General features: G+C 45.4%; 18 protein-coding genes. 16 read left to right on the forward strand and 2 right to left on the reverse strand.

What is annotated here, in order from left to right:
- Positions 1-19: 19 nt before the first annotated feature.
- On the forward strand, positions 20-2,206 hold the full coding sequence (locus DWY79_RS08935) for a DUF2339 domain-containing protein (protein ID WP_005867351.1): 2,187 nt from the start codon (positions 20-22) through the stop codon (positions 2,204-2,206).
- Here the strand turns inward: DWY79_RS08935 and murF are convergent.
- Positions 2,201-3,484, reverse strand: coding sequence for a UDP-N-acetylmuramoyl-tripeptide--D-alanyl-D-alanine ligase (murF, locus tag DWY79_RS08940; protein ID WP_005867352.1), 1,284 nt, complete (start codon positions 3,482-3,484; stop codon positions 2,201-2,203). The two genes, DWY79_RS08935 and murF, sit on opposite strands and share 6 nt — an antisense overlap.
- A gap of 129 nt (positions 3,485-3,613) precedes the next feature.
- Between murF and folP the strand changes: the two genes are divergently transcribed.
- From folP to rsgA, 13 genes are all read left to right on the forward strand, one after another.
- Positions 3,614-4,453: a dihydropteroate synthase gene (gene folP / locus DWY79_RS08945; protein WP_122143855.1), complete on the forward strand. Its 840-nt coding sequence runs from the start codon at positions 3,614-3,616 to the stop codon at positions 4,451-4,453.
- Between the two features lie 34 nt (positions 4,454-4,487).
- Positions 4,488-5,273, forward strand: a complete 786-nt coding sequence (cdaA, locus tag DWY79_RS08950; RefSeq protein ID WP_122143856.1) for a diadenylate cyclase CdaA — start codon at positions 4,488-4,490, stop codon at positions 5,271-5,273.
- A 127-nt stretch (positions 5,274-5,400) separates the two neighbouring features.
- Positions 5,401-6,414: a phosphate acetyltransferase gene (pta, locus tag DWY79_RS08955; RefSeq protein ID WP_005867355.1), complete on the forward strand. Its 1,014-nt coding sequence runs from the start codon at positions 5,401-5,403 to the stop codon at positions 6,412-6,414.
- 25 nt (positions 6,415-6,439) lie between these two features.
- Positions 6,440-7,642, forward strand: coding sequence for an acetate/propionate family kinase (locus DWY79_RS08960; RefSeq protein WP_036614670.1), 1,203 nt, complete (start codon positions 6,440-6,442; stop codon positions 7,640-7,642).
- A gap of 152 nt (positions 7,643-7,794) precedes the next feature.
- Complete coding sequence (locus DWY79_RS08965) at positions 7,795-8,088, forward strand: nucleotidyltransferase family protein (protein ID WP_005867359.1); 294 nt, start codon at positions 7,795-7,797, stop codon at positions 8,086-8,088.
- Positions 8,081-8,452, forward strand: coding sequence for a DUF86 domain-containing protein (locus DWY79_RS08970; RefSeq protein WP_005867361.1), 372 nt, complete (start codon positions 8,081-8,083; stop codon positions 8,450-8,452). The genes DWY79_RS08965 and DWY79_RS08970 overlap by 8 nt, the downstream gene beginning before the upstream one ends.
- A 42-nt stretch (positions 8,453-8,494) precedes the next feature.
- Positions 8,495-9,205: a UMP kinase gene (gene pyrH / locus DWY79_RS08975; protein WP_122369218.1), complete on the forward strand. Its 711-nt coding sequence runs from the start codon at positions 8,495-8,497 to the stop codon at positions 9,203-9,205.
- A 155-nt stretch (positions 9,206-9,360) separates the two neighbouring features.
- A complete protein-coding gene (locus tag DWY79_RS08980) occupies positions 9,361-12,024 on the forward strand; it encodes a substrate-binding domain-containing protein (protein WP_122369219.1) in 2,664 nt (887 codons plus the stop codon).
- Positions 12,025-12,152: 128 nt separating this feature from the next.
- Positions 12,153-13,961, forward strand: coding sequence for a DUF4980 domain-containing protein (locus DWY79_RS08985; RefSeq protein WP_005867366.1), 1,809 nt, complete (start codon positions 12,153-12,155; stop codon positions 13,959-13,961).
- Between the two features lie 18 nt (positions 13,962-13,979).
- Complete coding sequence (locus DWY79_RS08990) at positions 13,980-14,852, forward strand: carbohydrate kinase (protein WP_122369220.1); 873 nt, start codon at positions 13,980-13,982, stop codon at positions 14,850-14,852.
- A gap of 3 nt (positions 14,853-14,855) precedes the next feature.
- A complete protein-coding gene (locus DWY79_RS08995; protein WP_121961584.1) occupies positions 14,856-16,022 on the forward strand; it encodes an MFS transporter in 1,167 nt (388 codons plus the stop codon).
- Between the two features lie 265 nt (positions 16,023-16,287).
- Complete coding sequence (frr, locus tag DWY79_RS09000; protein ID WP_005859749.1) at positions 16,288-16,851, forward strand: ribosome recycling factor; 564 nt, start codon at positions 16,288-16,290, stop codon at positions 16,849-16,851.
- Positions 16,852-16,946: 95 nt separating this feature from the next.
- A complete protein-coding gene (rsgA, locus tag DWY79_RS09005) occupies positions 16,947-17,879 on the forward strand; it encodes a ribosome small subunit-dependent GTPase A (protein WP_048927091.1) in 933 nt (310 codons plus the stop codon).
- A 15-nt stretch (positions 17,880-17,894) separates the two neighbouring features.
- Here the strand turns inward: rsgA and dgt are convergent, their stop codons facing one another.
- Entirely contained in the window at positions 17,895-19,220 is a 1,326-nt protein-coding gene (gene dgt, locus DWY79_RS09010; RefSeq protein WP_122369228.1) for a dGTP triphosphohydrolase, read from the reverse strand.
- A 622-nt stretch (positions 19,221-19,842) separates the two neighbouring features.
- Here dgt and DWY79_RS09015 point away from each other — a divergent pair.
- Together DWY79_RS09015 and DWY79_RS09020 are read left to right on the forward strand one after the other, a co-directional pair.
- Positions 19,843-22,878, forward strand: coding sequence for a SusC/RagA family TonB-linked outer membrane protein (locus DWY79_RS09015; RefSeq protein WP_005867376.1), 3,036 nt, complete (start codon positions 19,843-19,845; stop codon positions 22,876-22,878).
- Positions 22,879-22,896: 18 nt separating this feature from the next.
- Positions 22,897-24,549, forward strand: coding sequence for a SusD/RagB family nutrient-binding outer membrane lipoprotein (locus tag DWY79_RS09020; RefSeq protein WP_121961582.1), 1,653 nt, complete (start codon positions 22,897-22,899; stop codon positions 24,547-24,549).

Raw genomic sequence — 24,549 nt, forward strand, 5'->3', positions numbered from 1 at the left:
GCTTATAATTTTAGAGTTTATGGAATATACCTTACTGATACTTCTATTACTGATCATGATTTGGATAAACTTGCGTAATAAGATATCCAAATCACAAGAGAAAACGGAGGAATTGTTGAAAGAGATCGCTGCCTTGCGTAAACGTTTGGAGAATAGTCCGGAAGTTGTGGACGAGATAAAGGAACCGGAGCCTGAGATCTTGAAAGAGCCGGAAGTTTTCGTACAACCTGAACCGGTAAGGGCGATTGTCGAACCTGCTAAAAATCCTCAACCCCAGAAGGTGCGGAAACCTGTCAATTATGAGAAATATATCGGTGAGAACTTATTCGGTAAAATTGGTATCCTGATACTCGTCTTGGGTATGGGGCTTTTCGTGAAGTATGCGATAGATAAGGAATGGATAAACGAGACCTTGCGTACGATCCTTGGCTTTGGGATGGGCGGATTACTTCTATTCGTGGCTTGGCGTTTGAAGGATTCCTATCGTACCTTTAGCTCTTTGCTGGCGGGAGGCGCTTTCGCGATCTTCTATGTAACGGTGGCGATCGCCTATCATTATTACGGGCTGTTTAGCCAAACGGTCGCTTTTATTCTGCTTGTGCTGTTTACCGGATTTATGTCGTCTTTATCTATACTCTATAATCGTAGGGAACTGGCGATTATCGCTTTGGTGGGTGGATTTATCGCTCCATTCTTAGTGGGTAGCGGAGATGGAAGTTATTGGGTGCTGTTTACCTATGTCATGATCTTGGACCTAGGAATGTTCGGGCTATCTATCTATAAGAAGTGGGGGGAATTGCCTGTAATTTGTTTTGCCTTGACTTGGATCGTCTTTGCGGGTTATACGTATGCTGCGGATCTGGATTTGATGGGAAGTGTCCAATTAACACATTTACTTATTTTCTCTATCGCCTTCTATTTGATCTTCTTATTATCGGTCGCTTCCATCGTACGAATCAATATCCGGGGGATCAATCAATATTTATTAGGAGTGATCGGATTGAACAATTTCGTATTCCTGTTCTTTGCCCTTTGTCTCCTGCAGAATATGGAGCTTGAGCGGAATTGCAAAGGTCTGGTAACCCTTTTTGTTGCGGCTATTAACTTCGCTCTTTTCTTTTGGATCAAACGGAAAGGGGAACCTTTCACTTTCTTGATGCATACGTTATTGGGTATCGCTCTTACGTTCGTATCGGTGACGATCCCGATCCAACTGGAAGGGACCTTTATTACCTTGTTTTGGGCTTCAGAGGTAATGATTATTCTCTGGTTCTATAGTCGTTTCCGTCTGCGGGTTTACGAGATATTCGCTTGGGTACTTCCGGTCTTGACGCTGGGCTCTTACGGAATGGATGTCTTCCACGGATGTATGGAGGCTCGGTACGGAGATTCTTCCCTATTTATAAATGGCTTGTTCGCTACCGGTATTTTTACGGGGCTATCGTATTGGGTAGACGCTTGGTTGGTACGTCCGACAAGGATATCTACGAAAGGGCCTCTCTTGACGGGATGTGTCGTATTATATATAGCCTTTGTTTTCGATTTCTATTCATATGTAGATCCTTCGATCGTGTCCTTTAGCTATATCGAGACATTTACGGTGGCGGTTTTATTTGCTGCGAATGTTTTATTAGGGAAAAGCTATTTGCCTGTGTCAAGAAATGCGGGGGGATACGGACTACTCTTGGGGCTATCTTTATCCCTGTTCGGAGGAATGTCTTTGTGGGTCGGGTATGATGATCTCTTTATTCCCCGGTTCCTGCTATGGGTTTCCTTGCTTTTAATCGGGGGGCATATTTTTGTCTTGGGGCGGTACTATTATAAGTCATTTGACGCAAGAGAAAAGCGTACACATGGGATGACCTTATATATTTGTTTGCTGTCTACGATATTACTGGCCGTGGGAACGAATAATTTGTTGAATCAGTTGGGCTTGCCGGATGAATTAAGCGCAGGCTTCTCTATCTCGTTGAGTCTTGCCGGTTTTATGCAAATGGCGGTGGGAATGCGATTGCACCTGAAAGTTGTCCGGATGATTAGTTTGGCCACCTTCTCGATCGTATTGCTAAAGTTGGTGTTGGTAGATCTGTGGCTCTTGCCTACGATCGGGAAAGTGGTCGTCTTTATAATCTTGGGAGTTATCTTATTGGTTCTCTCCTTCTTGTATCAGAAGTTGAAAACCGTCTTGTTCGATGATAGCTTATAGGATATCCGCTAGTTTCTCCAGCCCCATGCTATGAGAGCCTTTGATCAAGATATGATAGCCCTTTAACGGCTGTTTCCGAAGCTCTTCCACCATTGCCTCCGTGGTAGCGAAGGGGGAGAACTCTTTGCCTACTTTAGAGAAATGCTCGCCGCAGAGGAACACCTTGTCGAACTGGCCTTTCTTGATCTGTTCGACAACCTCCGCGTGTAATTCGTCGCTAGTTGGTCCAAGCTCGCGCATATCTCCAAGGATGATGGCTTTAGGCTGTACGGGCATGGTGATGAAATTGTCCAGAGCTACTTTCATGCTACTCGGATTCGCATTGTAAGCATCGATAATCAATTCGTTATTCTCGGTTTTCTTGAATTGGGAACGGTTATTGGTTGGCTCGTAAGCGGCGATAGCACGACTGATACGCTCTGCCGGGATCTTGAAGAAGCGGCCTACGGCGACGGCGGCCAATACATTATCTAGGTTATAACTACCGATCATATGTGTTTCGACGGTATGCAACTTTCCTTGTTGCTTCCAATTGAACACTAAGAAAGGATCGCAACTGACTACCTGTCCGGACGCAAAAGCATCATCCCCGTTTCCATATGTGATTTGTTCGATGCCTTTGGCGATAGACTGAAGGTACTCGTTCTCTTTCTTGATAAATATCTTGCCTTTGGAGCGACGGATATAATCATATAACTCCCCTTTTGTCCGGATCACACCCTCGAAAGAACCGAAGCCTTCCAGATGGGCACGGCCTACGTTCGTGATGATGCCATAGTTAGGATGGACGATATCCACTAATTCCTTGATGTCTCCCGGATGGCTGGCGCCCATCTCGATAACCGCCATCTCATGGTCATGAGTCAATCGGAGCAAGGTCAAGGGAACGCCAATATGATTATTGAAATTACCTTCGGTATATAGCAAATTGAATTTCGTTGAGAGTACGGCAGCCAATAACTCTTTGGTCGTGGTCTTGCCATTCGTTCCGGTAATCCCGATGATCGGCAACCCCAGTACCTTGCGGTGATGGTGCGCTAATTGTTGCAAGGTCTTCAGCACGTTATCAACAAGGATCGTGCGTTCGCCTATATAATAATCGGGATTGTCTATGACGGCATAGACACAGCCGGATGCCAAGGCTTTCCCGGCATATTGATTTCCATCGAATTTATCGCCTTTTAAGGCGAAGAAGATAGAACCCTTCGGACAGTTCCGGCTATCTGTCGTTATTTGAGGGTTATGTATAAATAAATCATAGAGGTCGATAATACTCATGACTGTATCGCGTTAAATATTTATTCCTGTCTAATTCGGCGCAAATGTAGCAATTAAATAAAGAATGAAGAATCTAGAAGGAGATTTTAAGAGAGAAACCTGTATCTTTGCTGGAAATAAGGAAAGATCATGTTAGATAAAACGCTCAATATTAGAGGGACACTTACTTCTTTAGCGACACCGTTGGTGATGGGAATCTTGAATATTACTCCTGATTCTTTTTATGCGGGCAGCCGCAAACAGACCGAGACCGCTATCGAGGACCGTATCCGGGAAATCTTATCGGAGGGAGGAGATTGGATAGATATCGGTGGTTATTCATCCCGTCCGGATGCCGCTGAGGTTACGCCGGAGGAAGAGATGCGCCGTTTGGAGTTTGCCTTACATATATTAAATAAGCATTACCCGGATATCCCGGTGTCCGTAGATACGTTTCGTGCGGGGATTGCGCGTCGTTGCGTAGAGGAATATGGAGCAGCTATCATTAACGATATCTCCGGCGGTGAGTTGGATGCGGATATGTTCCAAACGGTAGCGGATTTGAAGGTGCCTTATATCATGATGCATATGCGTGGAACCCCTCAAACTATGCAGAGGCATACTGATTACCCGGATATGATGGAGGAGATCATGCTGTATTTTTCCCGGAAGGTATGCCAGCTTCGGCTTTTAGGGGTGAATGATATCATCCTCGATCCCGGCTTTGGCTTTAGTAAGACGTTGGAGCAGAATTACCAATTGATGAGCCATTTAAAGGAGTTCTCTATTTTTGAGTTGCCTTTATTAGTTGGAGTCTCCCGTAAAAGCATGATTTATAAATTACTGGGTGGAACCCCTGCGGATAGCCTGAACGGAACGACTGTATTGAATACGTACGCTCTCTTGAACGGCGCTAATATCCTTCGTGTACATGACGTGCGGGAAGCAGTGGAAGCCATTCGCGTCATAGGTCAAATGACCAACAAATAATTTTCAATTTTCAACTTTCAATTCTCGATTAACTATGTGGATGCATTTCGGTATAAAAGACTTGATTGACGTATTGCTGGTGGCTTTCTTCCTGTACCAGACCTATAAATTGATGAAAAGCTCAGGCACATTGGCTATATTCAGTGGAGTCGTATCATTCATCGTCGTATGGATCTTGATCTCGCAGGTATTGGAGATGCGGTTGATGGGGGCCATCTTGGATAAGTTTATTAGCGTAGGTTTCGTGGTTTTGGTAATCCTTTTCCAAGACGAGATCCGCCGTTTCCTGTTGGCGTTAGGTTCGCACCGGGGCTGGAAATTCCTAGGAAAACTTTTTTCCAAACGAGGAGACGATCTGGAGAAAGAAGGGAAGTTTGTCGCCCCTGTTGTCTTGGCCTGTATGAATATGGCCCGGAAAAAGACGGGTGCCTTGATCGTGATCCAGCAAGATATGGACTTGACGATTTATGAGCATACGGGCGAGATGTTCAACGCCGATGTAAATGCCCGCTTGATCGAGAATATATTCTTTAAGAACAGCCCGTTGCATGATGGTGCCATGATCATAGCCGATAACCGGATCAAGGCGGCCGGTTGTATCTTGCCGGTCGCCCAGAACGCCACCCTTCCCAAGGATATGGGATTGCGCCATCGTTCCGGTTTAGGGATGTCATTGGAGACAGATGCGCTGGTTATTATTGTCTCGGAGGAGAGAGGAAAGATCTCCGTGGCCCATAAAGGCAAGCTAAGTGTGAATGTGACAGCGGAAGAACTGCAACAAATACTCTCCGGTGAGCGGGAAGTGACGAATTACTGTTAAAAGATCTGAAACTGGTATCTCTGCCTGTAATTCTTTTGCCTATTTTGTAAACTCTATATTGCATTATGCCTAATTTTGTAGCCGGATTACGAGTACAATTATTAAATAATATAAAATATCTTCCGCTATGGATTTAATGCAAGACATTATTGCGCGCGCTAAAGCTGACAAGCAGCGTATTGTTCTTCCCGAAGGTACCGAGGAAAGAACTCTTAAAGCTGCCGACCGATTACTGGCCGACGGTGTAGCAGACATTATCTTAATTGGAAACCCCGCTGAGATCAAGGAGTTGGCGGCTGGTTTTGGGTTGAACCACATCGGTGAGGCAACCCTTGTCGATCCGAAAAATCACGAGAAGAAAGCCGCGTACGCAGACTTGCTTTTCCAACTTCGCCAAAAGAAGGGTATGACTCCCGAGAAGGCTGCGGTTCTAGTTGAAGATCCTTTGTTCTTGGCTTGTTTGATGATCAAGGCGGGTGACGCTGACGGTGAGATCGCTGGCGCTGAGAATACGACGGGTAATGTATTGCGTCCTGCTTTGCAAATTATCAAGACGGCTCCGGGCATGAAGTGTGTTTCCGGTGCGTTCCTTATGTTCACGCAGACTCCTCAATATGGGGATAATGGTATTTTGGTATTCGCTGATTGCGCGGTTATGCCAAACCCGAACGCGGAAGAGTTAGCTAGCATCGCTGTTGCTACCGCCGCTACGGCTCGTAATATCGTAGGCGTTGAGCCTCGTGTGGCTATGTTGAGCTTCTCTACGAAGGGTAGCGCTTCTCACGAGATGGTGGACAAGGTAGTGGAGGCTACTCGCTTGGCTAAGGAAATGGCTCCGGATTTGAAGATCGACGGAGAGTTGCAGGCCGACGCCGCTTTGGTTGAGGCTGTAGGTAGCAAGAAAGCTCCGGGTAGCGAGATCGCCGGTAAAGCGAATGTTTTGGTATTCCCGACTTTGGAGGTGGGTAATATCGCTTATAAGCTGGTTCAACGTTTGGGTGGCGCTGAGGCTGTCGGTCCTATCCTTCAAGGTATGGCCGCTCCGGTGAATGACTTGTCTCGCGGTTGTTCCGTAGACGATATTTATAAGATGGTAGCGATCGCTTGTAATCAATCCATCGGTTTGAAATCCGCAAAATAATAGATAATCCTAACGACTTAATAATATGAAGATTCTAGTATTGAACTGCGGTAGTAGTTCTATCAAATATAAGTTATTCGATATGACCTCCGGTGAGGTTATGGCTCAAGGTGGTATCGAGAAAATCGGTTTGCCGGGCGCGTTCCTGAAATTGACGGATAAGGAGGGCAAGAAGGTGGTTATCGAGAGAGAGATCCCCGGCCATCAACAAGGCATCGAGTTTATCTTGAGCGTATTGACCGACGCTACTTATGGTTGTATCAAGGACTATAAGGAGATCGACGCTGTTGGTCATCGTTTGGTACATGGTGGCGAGGAGTTCGCTTCTAGCGTATTGATCAATCAGGATGTAATCAATAAGGTAATCGAGTGCTCTGATTTGGCTCCGCTTCATAACCCGGCTAACTTGAAGGGTGTTCGGGCGATGGAGGCTTTGATCCCGGGTATTCCTCAAGTAGCGGTGTTTGATACGGCTTTCCACCAGACCATGCCGGATTATGCGTATATGTATGGTTTGCCTTACGAGATGTACAAGAAATATGGCGTACGTCGTTATGGCTTCCACGGAACCAGTCATCGATATGTATCCCGTCGTGCTTGCGAGATTTTAGGTGTTCCTTATGAGGATCAGAAGATTATCACGGCTCACGTAGGTAACGGTGGTTCTATCACCGCCATTAAGAATGGTAAGAGCGTGGATACTTCCATGGGCTTGACTCCGGTTGAGGGTCTGTTGATGGGTACTCGTTGCGGCGACGTGGATGCGGGTGCTTTGTCTTTCATCATGGATAAGGAAGGCATGGATGGTGCCGGCCTTTCCGACTTGATCAATAAGAGAAGTGGTGTTGCCGGTCTTTCCGGTATCTCTTCCGATATGCGTGAGATCGAGGCTGCCGTAGCTGCCGGAAATCCGCGTGCGATCATGACCTTGAACGTATATAACTACCGCATCAAGAAATATATCGGCGCTTATGCCGCCGCTATGGGTGGTTGTGATATCTTGGTTTGGACCGGTGGTGTCGGCGAGAACCAATGGGCGACCCGTCGTGCGGTTTGCGAGAACATGGAATACATGGGCATGAAGATCGATGTTGAGAAGAACGAGGGTATGCGTGGCGAGGAGATGGTAATCAGCACTCCGGACAGTAAGGTGACTATCATCGTCGTTCCTACGGATGAGGAATTCATGATCGCCGCCGATACCTTGGAGATCTTAGATAAAAAGTAACCAGTAACGTTTCATATAATTTTAGCTAATCCTCGCAGCTTACAAAACACGGGATTAGTGTTTAGATCGCCCCGACATCGGTTGGGGCGATCTTTTTTATTTATTGTTGTATACTATAAGATTAATTCCTAATTTTGTAAAAATGATTCATTATGAGGTCTGCGGCAGAATATAAAGAGATATTGGCTAGATTCAAGAAAGAGTTTGGTGCTCAGTTCGGGATTAAGGAACTGGGGATATTTGGTTCAGTGGCTAGAGGTGAACATAGGGAGGATAGTGACTTAGACGTATTTGTGTCATTAGAGAAAGTCGAGCCTTTTATTATCTTCGATCTAAAAGAGCTTTTGGAGTCTTTGTGTAAATGTAAGGTGGATTTAGTCCGATTAAGAGACTCTTTACGGCCTGCGCTAAAAAATAATATTCTTAAAGACGGAATCTATGTTTGATAAGAATCGAATTATAGACCGTTGCGAACAAGTTGTCGAGTCAATAGATTTGATACTTCATTGGAGTGAGGCTATCAATACTCCGGAAGAGTTTTTATTGTCTCCTGATAGTGTTTTGGTATTTGACGGATGTGTCATGCGTCTTCAAATTATAGGGGAGAGCATTAAAAAGATAGATGATCAAACAAATGGTGAACTATTGTTGAGTTTTCCAGATGTTCCTTGGCGAAAGATTATAGGACTAAGGAATATTATTTCACATGAATATTCTAGTATTGATGAGGCTATTATATTTGCGATTATCAAACAAAGTCTTCTTCCTTTGAAATCGAATGTCTTGCGAATTATCACAAGCCTTCAATAAATCATTACTTTTGCGGAATTACATATTAAATATATACAAAACATGGCTCAATACAAACGTATCTTATTAAAATTAAGCGGGGAGTCGCTGATGGGTGGTAAACAATATGGGATCGATGAGGTTCGCTTGAATGAATATGCGGCACAGATCAAGGAGATCGCCGAGATGGGTGTACAGATCGGTATCGTGATCGGTGGCGGTAATATTTTCCGCGGGTTGAGCGGCGCTTCCAAAGGTTTCGATCGGGTAAAAGGAGACCAGATGGGTATGCTGGCAACGGTGATCAATAGCTTGGCGCTTAGCTCCGCTTTGGTCGCTCAAGGCGTGAAGGCGAAGGTACTGACGGCTATCCGTATGGAACCGATCGGCGAGTTCTATAATAAATGGTGTGCGATCGAGTTGCTGGAACAAGGCAACGTGGTAATCATGTCTGGCGGTACGGGTAATCCGTTCTTTACTACGGATACCGGATCTTCCTTGAGAGGCATCGAGATCGAGGCGGATGTCATGCTGAAAGGTACCCGTGTGGACGGTATTTACACCGCTGATCCGGAGAAAGATCCTACGGCTACCAAGTTCTCCGATATTACGTATGATGAGATCTATACCCGGGGCCTGAAGGTGATGGACTTGACCGCTACCACGATGTGTAAAGAGAACAACCTCCCGATCATCGTATTCGATATGGACACCAACGGCAACTTGAAGAAAGTGATGAGCGGAGAGAATATCGGGACACTGGTGCATAATTAGTGCCATTAACCGATGACATGGCAGTGCCATGCTGATGGCATAGTTGTGCCACTGGTTATGGCACAGCTATGCCATCCGTATGGCACTGTCGTGCCACAGGCATGGCAAGGTTGTGCCAGCCCTGTGGCAAATACGTTAGACCTTTATTCTTGTATATGAAGCATCCCTTTTTACTAGTATGGTTAACCTTGATCGTATTGTGTGGTTGCACGAGCTCGGGGAAACAGAAGAGGCACGTTATCGGCCTCTCCCAATGTATGTTGGACGATGCTTGGCGGGAAGCTATGATTAACGATATGCGTATCGAAGCCTCTAACTATGATGATGTGGAAATTATTATAAAGGACGCGCAAAACAATAACGAGACACAAATACAACAAATACGAGACTTGATCCGCCAAAAGGTGGATGTCTTGATCATCTCCCCCTATCAATCCGAGCCGATCACGGCAGTTGCCGAGGAAGCGTACCGTGCCGGAATCCCGACGATCATTACAGATCGCAAGGTAAATACCGATCAATACACCTCTTTTGTCGGGGCGAACAATTATGAGATCGGACTAGCGGCAGGCAATTACGCCGCCCATTATCTTCCCCCGAACGCTATTATCTTAGAGATATGGGGACTCACGCAAACCTCCCCGGCGCAAGAGCGACATAAAGGTTTTGTCGATGCCTTGCGAGAAAGGGAGGATCTTTCTTTCCGTAAGATAGAAGGACAATGGCTGGTCGATACCGCCCGGATGGAGCTTCGGAAGTTAGAGCATCCCGAGCAGATAGATTTCGTTTACGCCCATAACGACATGATGGCCATAGCCGCCCGGGAATACTTTATAGCATGGGATTCCATCCGAGGACGGGATTTGCGGATTATCGGCGTGGATGCTGTGGCGGGTGCCGGTCTGGAAGCCGTGGAAGATGGACGGATCAACGCCTCTTTCCTCTATCCGACAGGAGGGGAGCAGGTGATTCGCACGGCTATGCGTATCATTCAGGGGGAGCCGGTGGATAAGTTTATCCCTCTTCGTACGGCCCCGGTAGATCATCAGTCTGCCCGCACCTTATTGTTGCAAGCGGACCAACTCCAGAAATATAAGCAACGTATCGAGGCGCAGCGTTCCCGCATCGACGGTTTGTCCGACCGGTTTTATTTCCTGCGAAACTCTTTAGGGGTGATCTCTTTATTGATGATCGGTTTTATCGCCCTTTCCATTTACGCCTTTTACATAAACCGGAAGATGAGGCAGGCGAATCGTAAGCTAATCTCCTTGAACGCGGAGATGAAAGAGGTGACAGCGCAGAAACTCCAATTCTTTACGAATGTCTCCCACGAGGTACGTACGCCCTTGACCTTGATTCTCGCCCCTTTGGATCGCTTGATTGTCTCGTTGCGGGAATCTCCTTACGCCTCGGATCTGCGGTTGATCCAGAAGAACGCCAACCGTTTGTTGCGTGTGATCAATCAGATATTGGATTTCCGGAAGGTGGAAGGCAAGCAAGAGAAACTAGCGGTACGGGAAATCGATTTGGTTCCTTTCGTTGGCGAGATCAAATCTTATTTTGACAGTATGGCCTCGGTACGTGCGATCTCCTATACGTTCACTTCTTCGATAAAACAATGTACGCTATGGATCGATCCGGACTTATTGGAGAAGGTATTTTTCAATCTTCTCTCGAACGCTTTTAAGTTTACGCCGGAGGGAGGTAGCGTGCGAATAGAGCTGACGGAAGAGGGAGATCGGGTCTTTATACGGGTTATCGATACGGGAAGTGGTATCCAACCCGCTAACCTTCCGCATCTGTTTGACCGTTTCTATACGGAGGATCGGTCGATGGGAACCGGGATCGGATTGCATTTGGTAAAGGAATATATACATATGCACGGAGGGGAGATCCGTGTGGAGAGCGAGCCGGGACAAAGGACTACCTTTACGGTTTGCCTACGGAAAGGAAAGGCGCATTTCGAGGATAGCGACCTGATGGAAACGTCCGTATCCCATCAAGCCTACGAAGCCTCCCGGTTGGACGACTCGGAAACCAAGGAGATGCTTTCCAAGACCTATCCTTATACGATACTGATCACCGAGGATGACGATGAGGTCCGCGGCTTTTTGGAACGTGAGCTTAGCCTTCATTTCAAGATCCGGACGGCCGCGAACGGGAAAGATGCCTTGCGGGTATTGGAAGAGGAGGAGATATCATTGGTAGTAAGCGATGTGATGATGCCGGAGATGAATGGTTTCGAACTTTGCCGGACGATCAAGTCGCAACTTCCCTTTAGCCATATCCCGGTGATCTTATTGACCGCCTTGACCGATGAGCGTCAACGGATTTTCGGAATAACCGGCGGGGCGGACGATTATATACAGAAGCCTTTCCATACGGATTACGTGAAGATCAAGATTATCCACCTATTGCAAGAGCGCCAGAAGTTACGGGAACGTTTGTTGGAGAAGCTGCGGGATAATAAGCTCCTTCTGTCCGAGCCGGAAAAGGTGGAGAGTATCGATGATGCCTTCTTGCGTAAGTTCGCGGAACAGATCGAGGCGGTTTATGCGGACCCCGAATATAATGTGGAGAAACTAAGCGAGACCTTGGGATTATCCCGGGGGCACCTTCACCGGAAGATCAAGGAGCTTACCGGAACCGCACCCGTCGAGTTCTTGCGTACCTATCGCTTGAATAAGGCGACCCAGTTGTTGAGGCAGAACGCGTATACGGTGAGTGAGGTCGCTTACCGAACCGGTTTCTCCTCGCCCGCTTACTTCTCTAAATGTTTCAAGGCGGTCTACGGGGTTACGCCTACCGAGTATCAATAACATTTGTACGATCTTTATCACAAATGTCATATCTCCTCATCTTTAGGGGATAAGTGTTTTTCTATCCGGAAGAATCCTATTAATTTTGGCGGAGAATCAAACTGTATTATCCTTTAATCCGTTCGTTTATGAAACAACAAACAAAGAGACTTCTTAAGAGTTTATGCATGGCTGTCGGTGTCGTTTTATTAAGTGCTGTCGATCCGTTGGCCGGATATGCGGCAGAACGTACTATAGATATAAAGCATCTGGGCGAAGGACAAAGCATTGTCCGTGTGGATGCGCAAGCCAAGTATTTGTTGCTTCCGGTCGAGGAGTCCTCGCCGGAATCCAAGTTATATATGATTGTCGATAATGACGTGGTACGGACTTTTAATGTTCGTTTGGCGGTGAATAAGGTGGATTATTTCGTTCCGGTAGATCTATCAGGGTATGCGGATAAGCATATCTCCTTCAACTTCCAGCTTGCCCCGGAATCGGCTCTTTGCTGGAAAGAGATGAAGCTATCCGATCAGTTTGATTCGTCTAACCGGGAGAAATTCCGTCCGGCCTATCATTTCTCGCCGGCTTGGGGATGGATGAATGATCCGAACGGCATGGTATACAAGGATGGTGAGTATCATTTGTTCTATCAATACAATCCGTATGGCTCGATGTGGGGGAATATGCACTGGGGGCATGCGATCAGCAAGGACTTGATTCATTGGGAGCATCAACCGGTGGCGATCGCTCCGGATGCCTTGGGTACGATCTTCAGCGGTAGCTGTGTGGTGGATAAGGATAATACCGCCGGTTTTGGCGCTGGCGCTATCGTGGCTTTCTATACCTCGGCCAGCGACCGGCAAGTGCAGAGTATGGCCTATAGCTTGGACAACGGCCGGACGTTCAAGAAATATGACCGGAATCCGATTCTTACTTCTACGCAACGTGATTTCCGTGACCCGAAAGTCTTCTGGCATAAGGAATCCAATAAATGGATCATGGTGCTCGCCGTAGGGCAGGAGATGCAACTCTATTCTTCTCCCAATTTGAAGGACTGGACGTATGAGAGCAGTTTCGGGGAAGGACAAGGAGCGCATGCGGGCGTTTGGGAATGCCCGGACTTGATCGAGCTTCCGGTGAAGGGTACGGAATTGAAGAAGTGGGTCTTGATCTGTAATATCAATCCCGGCGGTCCGTTTGGCGGCTCCGCTACCCAATATTTCGTGGGTACGTTCGATGGGAAACAGTTCGTGAATGAATCTCCGGCCTTGACCAAATGGATGGATTACGGCAAGGATCATTACGCTACGGTAACATGGAGTAACGCTCCGGAGGACCGGAAGATCGCCTTGGCTTGGATGAGCAATTGGGAGTATGCGAATAACGTGCCGACCTCGCAATACCGGAGTGCGAACTCGGTTCCTCGCGACTTGGCTCTTTATACGAAAAACGGGCAGACGTACTTGAGCAGCACCCCGTCTCCCGAGGTGTTGAAGTTGAGAGGGAAAGCCCAGAAGAAAGGTTCCTTCAAGGTAGACCGTTCCCATGAGGTCAATCCGATACTTTCCGATCATACGGGAACCTATGAGATCGAGATCAAGTTTAAGAATAACGGAGCCGATATCATGAGCTTCCAGTTGTTTAACTCGAAAGGCGAGGAAGTGGAGATGTATTATAATCTTCTGGATAATACGTTCACGATGGATCGCCGTAACAGCGGGGCTACGGATTTTAGCAAGACATTCGCCACGGCTACCTCGGCCCCGATCTCCGCCGCTAAGGAATATACCTTACGCTTGTTGGTAGACAATTGTAGCATAGAGGCCTTCGACGGGAATGGAGAGTTTGTCATGACCAACCTAGTCTTCCCGGAAGAGCCGTATAATCGCATTAGTTTCAATGCGAAGGGAGGAGCGTTCACGGTTACGTCATTAACCATTTATCCCTTCAAATAATTAAAAACAAAATATATCATGGAAAAGAGTAAACCTGTAGTAGTAGGCATTGGTGAATTATTGTGGGATGTTTTCCCGGAAGTGAAGAAAGCCGGTGGAGCGCCGATTAATTTTGTGTATCACGCTACCCAATTAGGAGCGGAAGGTTATGCGATCAGTGCCGTGGGCAACGACGTGTTCGGAACCGAGATTATTCAGGAATTGGATAAGAACGGTATCGATAGTAATTATATCAGTACGGTGGAATATCCGACCGGAAGCGTGATGGTAGAGCTAAAGAACGGCATCCCTTCCTATACGATCATCGAAGGTGTGGCATGGGATCATATCCCTCTTACCCAAGCGTCTATCGACCTGATGAAACGTGCGGACGCCGTATGCTTCGGAACATTGGCGCAACGTGCCGCGGAATCTCGTGAGACGCTTCGTACCTTGCTTTCTTATATGCCTAGTCATGCCTTGCGCTTTTTCGATATCAATATCCGTCAGCATTTCTATTCGAAGGAATTGATCGAATCGTTGCTCGAATTGGCGAACGTATTCAAGATCAATGATGAGGAATTGGAAATGCTTCGCCCGATGTTTGGTCTGGAAGGTACGACCGAGGAGGTCTGCCTTGGGCTTATGAAGAAATATGATCTTCGTTATTTAGTTCTTACCGCTGGCGCGGAATATAGCATGATCTTTTCCGAGGAGGAGGTCTCTACGATTCCTACCCCGAAGGTACAGGTGGTAGATACGGTAGGCGCCGGCGATTCTTTCTCCGGGGCGTTTATTTCATCGATCTTAACCGGAAAACCTTTACGTGAGGCACATGAGAAAGCGGTGAAAGTAGCCGCTTATGTTTGTACGCAGAGTGGCGCATGGCCTGCTTACCCTAAAGATTTATAAGCCATGAGCGAGAAGACTTCATCCTTGAAATTGATTCCCGTGATGTTGGCGTTCTTCGCCATGGGATTCGTGGACTTAGTGGGAATCGCCTCTAATTACCTGAAAGCGGATTTAGGCTTGAGTGATTCGGAGGCGAATATCTTCCCGTCGCTCGTGTTTTTCTGGTTCTTGATCTTCTCCGTCCCGACGGGGATGTTGATGAACCGTATCGGGCGGAAAAAGACCGTGTTATTGAGCTTGATCGTAACGTTTCTTTCACTGGTGATCCCGATCTTCGACGACGCGTATATGGTCATGTTGATATCCTTCTCCCTGTTGGGTATCGGCAACGCTTTGATGCAGACTTCCTTGAACCCGTTATTATCGAATATCGTAAGCGGGGATAAACTAGCTAGTTCTTTGACATTCGGTCAGTTCGTGAAGGCGATCGCCTCCTTCTTGGCGCCTTATATTGCTATGTGGGGCGCTACCCAAGCGATACCGTCGATGGGACTCGGTTGGCGTGTCTTGTTTCCGGTCTATATGGTGATCGCCGTGATCGCTATCCTGCTATTGGGAGCTACCACTATCCATGAGACCAAAGAGGAGGGGCGGCCCTCCACCTTTGGCGAATGTCTGGCTTTGCTGGGCAAGCCTTTTATCCTGCTTTGCTTTATCGGTATCATGTGCCATGTGGGGATCGATGTAGGGACGAATACGACCGCCCCGAAGATCTTGATGGAACGTCTAGGCATGACGTTGGCCGACGCAGGCTTCGCCACGAGCCTCTATTTCATCTTCCGTACGGCGGGATGCTTCTCCGGGGCTTTTATCTTGCGAAAAGTCTCTCCGAAAGGATTCTTTGCCTTTAGTGTTTTCTTGATGTTATTGGCGATGATCGGTCTGCTGTTCTTCCATTCGAAAGAGATCATCTATGCTTGTATCGCCTTGATCGGCTTTGGAAACTCGAACGTCTTCTCTATTATTTTCGCCCAAGCCCTGCTTTCTATGCCGAATAAGCAGAATGAGGTGTCCGGCTTGATGATTATGGGACTGTTTGGCGGCACGATCTTCCCGATCTTTATGGGAGTGGCATCCGATATGTTGGCTTCTCAGGCAGGGGCAATACTGGTGTTGTGCGTGGGCGTAGCCTACTTACTATTCTTTACGCCCAAGTTAAGTAAACGATAATAGATACGGATATATTTTTTGTCGGATCTATATGATTTCTTCGTTCGCCGCCGCCGAATGATCGTTCGTTGCCACTGAATATATATTCGCCACCGCCGAACGATCATTCGGCAGTGGCGAATTGAGAATAGATCCGTATGTGCGGATCTATTTATGGAGTCTTGTGAATCTTTTCTTCGGTAGTATTTTAATTATATGCTTGCGGAGTTAGAAATCTTTATTACTTTTGTTAATTAAAAGATTCGCAAACAAAAAACGTATATTTATGATAGATACGAAACAATTGATCAAAGCAGGGGAAGAGAAGATGACGTTCGCCATTGAGTATCTGGACGAGCAATTGTCTCACATTCGGGCTGGTAAGGCTAATCCGAAAATCCTCGATTGTGTGAAGGTAATGTATTATGGGGCGCCTGTTCCTCTTACTAACGTGGCTACGGTGACGGTTCCGGACGCACGGACTATCATGATCACTCCGTGGGAGAAGAAGATCATCCGCGATATTGAGAAAGGTATTCTGGATTCTGAGTTAGGTATCACGCCGGAGAATAACGGTGAGGTGATCCGCTTAGGTATTCCTCCGTTGACTGAGGAGCGTCGCCGTCAATTGGTGAAACAATGTAAGCAGGAGGCGGAGAATGCGAAGATCAGCGTTCGTAACGCTCGTCGTGACGCTATTGAGGCTTTGAAGAAAAGCATCAAGTCTGATGGGGTTCCCGAGGACGTAGAGAAAGACGCCGAGGCAGAGGTTCAGAAAATCCATGATAAGTTTATCAAAAAGATCGATGAGCTTTACGCCGCTAAAGAAAAAGAAGTAATGACCGTTTAAATAATTGAAAGTTGAAACTTGAGAATTGAGAATTAAGGAACCCCATTGAGTCCTTATTCCAATTCTCAATTTTCAATTCTCAATTTTCAATTCTCATGAGGGGACTGGTAATAAAAAACACAGGTAGTTGGTATACGGTCCGTACGGAAGACGGGCGAGATATAGAGAGTAAGATCAAGGGTAACTTTCGTCTGAAAGACATAAAGAGTACCAATCCGGTTGCGGTAGGAGACCGTGTCGTAATCGATATTAATAAAGAAGGAACCGCTTTTATTACAGAGATCGAGGAGCGTAAGAATTATATCATCCGTCGTGCCTCTAACTTATCGAAGCAATCGCATATTATCGCCGCGAACTTGGATCAGGCGATGCTGATCGTTACAGTGAATTATCCTATAACAACAACGATATTTATCGATCGCTTCTTGGCGACAGCCGAGGCTTATCGTGTCCCCGTTAAATTAGTTTTCAATAAGATTGATCGTTATAATAATGAGGATCAAAGGGCGTTGGAGTGTTTAATCGAGTTGTATACCTCGATTGGCTATCCCTGTTCGACGCTATGTGCCCGGACCGAGGAAGGTTTGGATGCCTTGAAAGCGGATCTAAAAGATAAGATTACGCTTTTGTCCGGCCATTCGGGTGTCGGAAAATCCACGATTATCAATAAACTGGTGCCGGGGGTGAATCTCCGTACCGGTGATATCTCCGAATATCATAACAAAGGAATGCATACGACCACCTTTTCCGAGATGATTTCTCTTCCCGGGGGAGGCTATTTGATCGATACTCCGGGTATCAAAGGATTTGGAACGATCGAGATGGCGGACGCTGAGATCTCCCATTATTTCCGGGAGTTGTTTAAATACTCGGAAGAATGCCGTTTCAATAACTGCACGCACCGTCATGAACCGGGCTGCGCCGTCATTCAAGCCGTTAACGATGGGCTAATCAGCGAGTCCCGCTATAAAAGCTATCTAAGTATCTTGGATGATCGCATGGAAAGCAAGTACCGGGAAGAATTCTAACACTTTATTACAACATCAAACGGCCGGCAGGCTCATACCTGTGATTTTCCGGTATAGATCGAGCGCATATACATCGGTCATGCCGGAGATATAATCGAGTACGCATTGTATCTTGCCATATGTAGTAGGAGCGTTTGTGTCGTATTGCTCCGGTATCCGTTGTAAGAGCAGCTTGCTGTAAGCATGCTCTTGGTTCATCACGGCCTCGGTCAAGCTGTCGATCAGATGGCTGAAAATATGATAACCGGCTAATTCAATGTCGAGCACTTCTTTTGCCTTATATATTTTCTTGTATGCTGTAGCCGAGCAATTAGCGTAAGCCTGTTTGGCTTGATCGCATATGTTACTGATTAACGGAGTGCTGTAGGTACCATTGAGGATGCTTTCCTCGTTCTCTAAAAAGACACGGGAACATTCATCTACTAATAGCCCGATAATACAAGAACGCAGATAGGCGATTTGCTCATTGGTATCGTCTACCATATGCATGACCTTGTGGATATGCTCCAACCGCTCTCCTTCGAAAAATCCCAATAATAGTTGTACGGCCTCTTCGGTGGTCAGGATATGTAGTTTGCAAGCATCTTCTATATCCATAATTTGATAGCAGATATCGTCTGCCGCCTCTACTAAGTAAACTAACGGGTAACGAAGAAATTTGTCCGGGGCTTCCGGGTTATGCCCGATCCCCAGCTCTTGGGCGATTTGCAGATAACTTCTCTCCTCCGATTGGAAAAAGCCGAATTTCCCTTTCTTTCCTGAATAGATGGATGCGTAAGGATATTTGATGATAGAGGCTAATGTGCTATATGTTAAGGCAAATCCCCCTTTTCTGCGTCCAATGAACTGATGGGTCAGCAACCGCATGGCGTTTGCGTTACCTTCAAAATGGACGAAGTCTTCCCAGCGTCCCCGTTCCTTCCGTACTTTCTCTTCTAGTTTTCGCCCATTCCCTTCGGAGAAGTAAGCGGAGATCGCTCTCTCTCCGGAATGCCCGAATGGAGGGTTTCCCATATCATGGGCAAGGCAAGCGGCTGATACGATGGAACCTATCTCTGGGAAGTTGATACTGCCGTCCGGATATTTTTGCATAAGTCCTTTCGCTACGTTATTACCCAATGAACGTCCTACGCATGATACTTCCAGACTATGTGTAAGTCGGTTATGTACAAAGATACTTCCCGGAAGGGGGAACACCTGTGTCTTGTTTTGTAGTCTTCGAAAAGGGGATGAGAAAATCAAACGGTCATAGTCACGTTGGAAATCAGTTCTCTCATGTTTCCGCTCGTGATACTCTTCCATCCCGAAACGCTTGCCGGATAATAGCTGGGTCCAGTTCATAGTCAATACATTAATATATATATCGCAAATGTAGAGATAATCTGTGCAAATCATTGAATATTTGTGGAAGAAATTAGAGTTAATGGTTAATTTCCTGACTGAGTTGTTTTCGAAGCTTGTAAATAGAGCTGTAATTTTATTCCAAGATGATAGTCAGATAGTGATTGGATGTTATAGGAGGAAGATGATAATGAAGAAAAATTATGTTAATTGAAATTTGTTGTTAGTTTCATTAGAACTAAATCAAATTAACATATTTAATTTATTGAGGGATGATGAAAATTTGACTATGTGTTATCGCAAACACCTGAAAAAGTGAGGAACATACTGATTTTTGTTACGTTTTAACTTGTATGTATAGTTATTATATATATATTTGTCTGTCAAAACATGAAAAACGACTTAGTTCTAATGATACTACGTTGTTATTATTATTTAAAATAGAACCGTTTGATTTTAAATAGAAAGAGATTTCTGTATGAACATAATAATAACTTTAAACAAAAAAGAGTAAATGCCTATGCACTAAAAAAGAAAGAAAAGAGAGCCCGATCTCTCTAAAAAGAGTATGAAAATTAAAAAAGCACAAATGTAGAATCACTTAAATCAAAAACGATTTTTCATGAGAAAGTCATTTATCTTATTATTGGCGTTTTTTCTGTGTGTTACAGGATATGCACAGAAACTAACGATTAGTGGTGTCGTCATTGACAAGGATCTAAATGAGCCACTAACAGGAGTGAACGTGTTAGTAAAAGGTACGACAACCGGTACCATTACTGACTTTGATGGAAAATATACCTTGGAGGCTGACGCAAACTCTATTTTGGTATTCTCTTATTTAAGTATGAAAACGATTGAGGAGCCTGTAAATGGCCGTACGAAAATCGATGTTACGATGGTTTCAGACGCAGAGGCTTTGGATGAGGTTGTCGTAACGGCGATGGGTATCAAACGTGAATCAAAGACTTTGACTTATTCCGCACAAACGGTAGGCGGTAAGGACTTGAACGAGATTAAGAATGTGAATATGATCAACTCTTTACAAGGAAAGAGCGCTGGTTTGCAGATTACCCCGAACTCTACGGGTGCGGGTGGTTCTTCCAAGATCTTGTTCCGTGGTAATAAATCTATTAGTGGTAATAATCAGCCGTTGATCGTTGTGGATGGTGTTCCTATGATGATGAATGTCTCGGATTCACAGATTGATGGATCTTATGGTGGTGGTCGTGATGGTGGTGATGCCATGTCTACTATCAACCCGGACGATATCGCTCAGATTACCTTGTTGAAAGGTGCTTCCGCCGCTGCTTTGTATGGTGCGGTCGCTGCCAACGGTGCCATTATGGTTACGACTAAGTCATCGCAGTCTGGAAAAGTCGCTATAAATGTATCTAGCAATACGACGGTTGAGACTCCGATGGTGTTACCGAAGTTCCAGAATTCTTATGGCGTAAGTAACCAAGGAACGTTTAGCTGGGGCGATAAGCTTGCTTCTTCTTCTCCAAACTATGCGAAGGATTATTATAATCTTGGCTATACGACCAACAACTCTATCTCGTTGGCTGGTGGTAATGATAATATCTCATCTTATTTTTCTTATGCGAATGTATCTTCTAATGGTATCGTTCCGGAGAATACATATATGAGCCATAACTTGCTAGCGAAGGTTGGCTTTAACCTATGGACAAAACTTCATGTAGACGTGTCTGCTCGTTATAATAATCAGCATATCGAGAACCAGCCGACTGCCGGTTATGTAGGTAATCCTACTTTGGGCGCTTACTTGTTTCCAAGAGGAGAGGACTGGGATTATTATAAGAGTAACTATGAGGTGTACGATGGGACAAGAAATATAAATGTACACAATTGGACAAATACCGCTCAAGAGCAGTTCTCCAATCCATACTGGATGTTGAATCGCCAAAAACCGGTTTCTTATCGTAATCGCTATGAGTTTGGCGGTAGTGTCAAGTATGACATAATGGAAGGTCTTTCCGTTACAGGTCGCCTGCGCTATGAACGTGGTGATGAGACATGGAACTTGAATGAATATGCGTCTAGTACGGCAGGCCGTAACTTGCTGGGTACGATGAAAGACACACGCGTGAATAGCGAGCAGACTTATGGTGACTTGTTGGCCCAATATAATAAGACTTGGGAGGATACTTATTCTTTGTCTGTAACTGCAGGTGGAAGCTACCAAAAGACAAAAAGTTCTTCTTTAGAATTGATCGGTTGGGGTGATTCTCAGTTCTCTGTTAACGATGCGGGCGTGATTACAAGTGGTGCTTACTATCCTAATATCTTCTCTCCGGCTAACTATTATAAATTACAGACTACAAAGACTTTAGCTGAGAAACGTTTGAATTCAGTGTTTGCTACTGCCCAATTTGGTTATAAGGAAGGTCTGTTTATCGATGTTAGTGCCCGTAACGACTGGTCCTCAACATTGGCGTTTACAGATGGTGTTTCATTCTTCTATCCGTCTGTTGGAGCAAGTGTTTTGTTGGATAGATTTATTGATTTCGGCAAGAACGTGGATTTATTCAAGTTACGTGCTTCTTATTCTATTGTAGGTAACGATGTGCCTATCGGTGTGACCAACGAGCGTTATACATTAGGAGATCAAGGAGCGTTGAATCCGCCGGAAAAATCATCTTTCCGTACGTTGAAACCAGAAAAGACAAATTCGTTGGAAGTCGGCTTTGATGGTACATTCTTCCAGAATCGTTTCAACGTAAATTTGACCTATTATAAGACAAATACCAAGAATCAATATTTTGACATCTCCGCTCCATGGGAAACAGGTTTGAAGAGCCGTTATATTAATGCTGGTAATGTACAAAACCAAGGTTTCGAGGTTAGTCTAGGTTGGTATAATCAATTTACAGATAATTTCAGCTGGAGCACGAACTTTAACTTCTCTTACAATAATAACAAGATTATAGAGTTGGCCGACGAGCTTTCCGAGTGGAACCTGACAAGTTATTGTACAGGTGCCAAAGTGCTCTTGAAAGAAGGTGGGCATTTCGGAGACCTTTATGTTCGCGACTTACAACGTGATGATAACGGAAAGCCTATTGTCTCTGATACCGGTGCCCCTGTATTAGCTGGATCCGATAATAAAGATCTTGTTTATGCGGGCGATATGAATGCGAAAGTGAACATGGGTTGGACAAATACCTTCCACTATAAAGATTTCACGTTGTCATTCTTAATCGATGCGAAGGTTGGCGGTAAGGTCTTGTCGATGACTGAGGCTACCATGGATGGTTGGGGCGTTTCCGAACGTTCTGGTTTGGCTCGTGACGCAGGTTTTGTAGAGGTCGATGGAGTACAATTTGATCCGCAATTGTATTATTCAACTACCGGTGGTACAAGCTACAACTCTAATATCTTGACTTCCCAGTACGTATATGACGCAACTAATGTTCGTTTGCGTGAGTTATCATTTGGTTATACCTTCCGCAACTTGTTTGGCGCAGGTAAAAACTTGACCGCTTCTATCATTGGACGTAACTTGTTCTTCTTCTATAAGGATGCTCCGATGGATCCGGATGTAGCTGCTGGAACGGGTAATGGCTGGCAGGGTATCGATATGTTTGCGTTGCCGACAACCCGTAGCTTTGGTTTGAACTTAAAACTTAATTTCTAAATCTTACAGGTATTACTTATGAAACTAAATAGAATTCTAAAATATGCGGCTGTATCAGCTTTAGCTTTTAGCACAGGATTAACAACCGTGAGCTGTACAGACGATTTTGAGACATTGAATACCGATCAGTATGAGGTAGACCCGAACACTCTTCCTTTCTCTGCGCAGTTTAAAGAACCGCTGTCTTATGTATATGCTCCGCAACAGAACTTGTTCCAGTACTGCTTTAGTTTGAACGTAGACTTGTTTAGTGGTTATTTCATGACACCACATAATTTCAATGGTTCCGGTAACGTGGATTATGCGTTGAATCGTAGTTTTTGTGGAGGTATGTACGAGAATGTTTATTTGCACATATTCAATAATACACGTCGTTTGATCGCCTCTTGTGACGAACAAGGATTGACAGACTATGCGGGAATGATGCGTGTTGTTCAGGCTTATGCGGTCCAGATGTTGACGGATGTTTACGGCCCGGTAGCTTATACGTCTTGCATCGAAGATCCGACAAATGGTGCTTCGTTCTCTTATGATACACAGCAGAGCATTTATAACTCCATTTTCGAATTGTTAGATAAAGCGCTTCAAGATTTCCAGAGTCCGAAATCCACATTGGAGGAGAGACAGTCATTCGACTATTGGTGTAATGGCGATTTGGATATGTGGATTCAAGTAGCCAATCAATTAAAGCTACGTGCAGCCTTGCGTATCGTGAAGGCCGACCCGACTTTAGCTAAACAAAAAGCTGAAGAGGCTGCCAAGGGCGCTATCTTAAAGCAGGATGTATTGATCAATAAGAGTTTGAGTAATGAGCAAACTCGTATGTTCGAATGGGGAGATAGTGGCATGAACGCTAACTTAACCACGATACTGGAAGGATTCCAAGATCCTCGCTTACCGCTGTATATGACGAAGAACCAAGCTGATGTTGAATGTGAGGATGGGAAGACGATCGATTCCGGTACTCAATATTTAGGTATTCGCGGCGGCTGTGACTTGCCTGCTAAACCGAATCAATGGGGTAACTTCTCGAAGATCGTTTGTTCTTATACAACAGCTTTACCGGTAATGATGGCAGCCGAAGGTTATTTCTTGCGTGCGGAAGGTGCGTTGCGTGGTTGGAGTAACATGGGAGGTACGGCGAAGGAACTGTATGAACAAGGTATCCGTGTTTCTATTAAGAATCAGTTGGCTTATAAGGGAAGTCTGGCCGGAGTAAGCTCAATTTCAGAAACAGAGATCGATGCTTATATCAGTGGCACGACAACACAAAAGGACTTCGTCGACCCGGTTAATGGTCAAAACAGCATCAAGGCTCAGAATGATATTACGGTTAAGTGGGATGAGAGCGCAACTAATGAGAAGAAATTACAACGTATCATTACACAGAAATGGATTGCGAACTTCCCGTTGTCTTGCGAGGCTTGGGCGGAATTTCGTCGTACAGGTTATCCGAAATTATTCCCGAACCGCGTGAATAAGAGTAATGGGGATATTGATACGAATGAACAGGTTCGTCGTTTATTGTATTCCGATAATGAGGATAATACGAATACCGTGGAATATCAAAAAGGTATCGAGCTGCTGAACCAAGAGAATACGGGTTCGATCTCCGGTGATAAAGGTGGTACTCATGTATGGTGGGATAAAGCTGGTGCAGGTAATTTCTAA

It is taken from the genome of Parabacteroides sp. AF27-14 (genome assembly GCF_003635425.1).
Taxonomy (GTDB): Bacteria; Bacteroidota; Bacteroidia; order Bacteroidales; family Tannerellaceae; genus Parabacteroides; species Parabacteroides distasonis.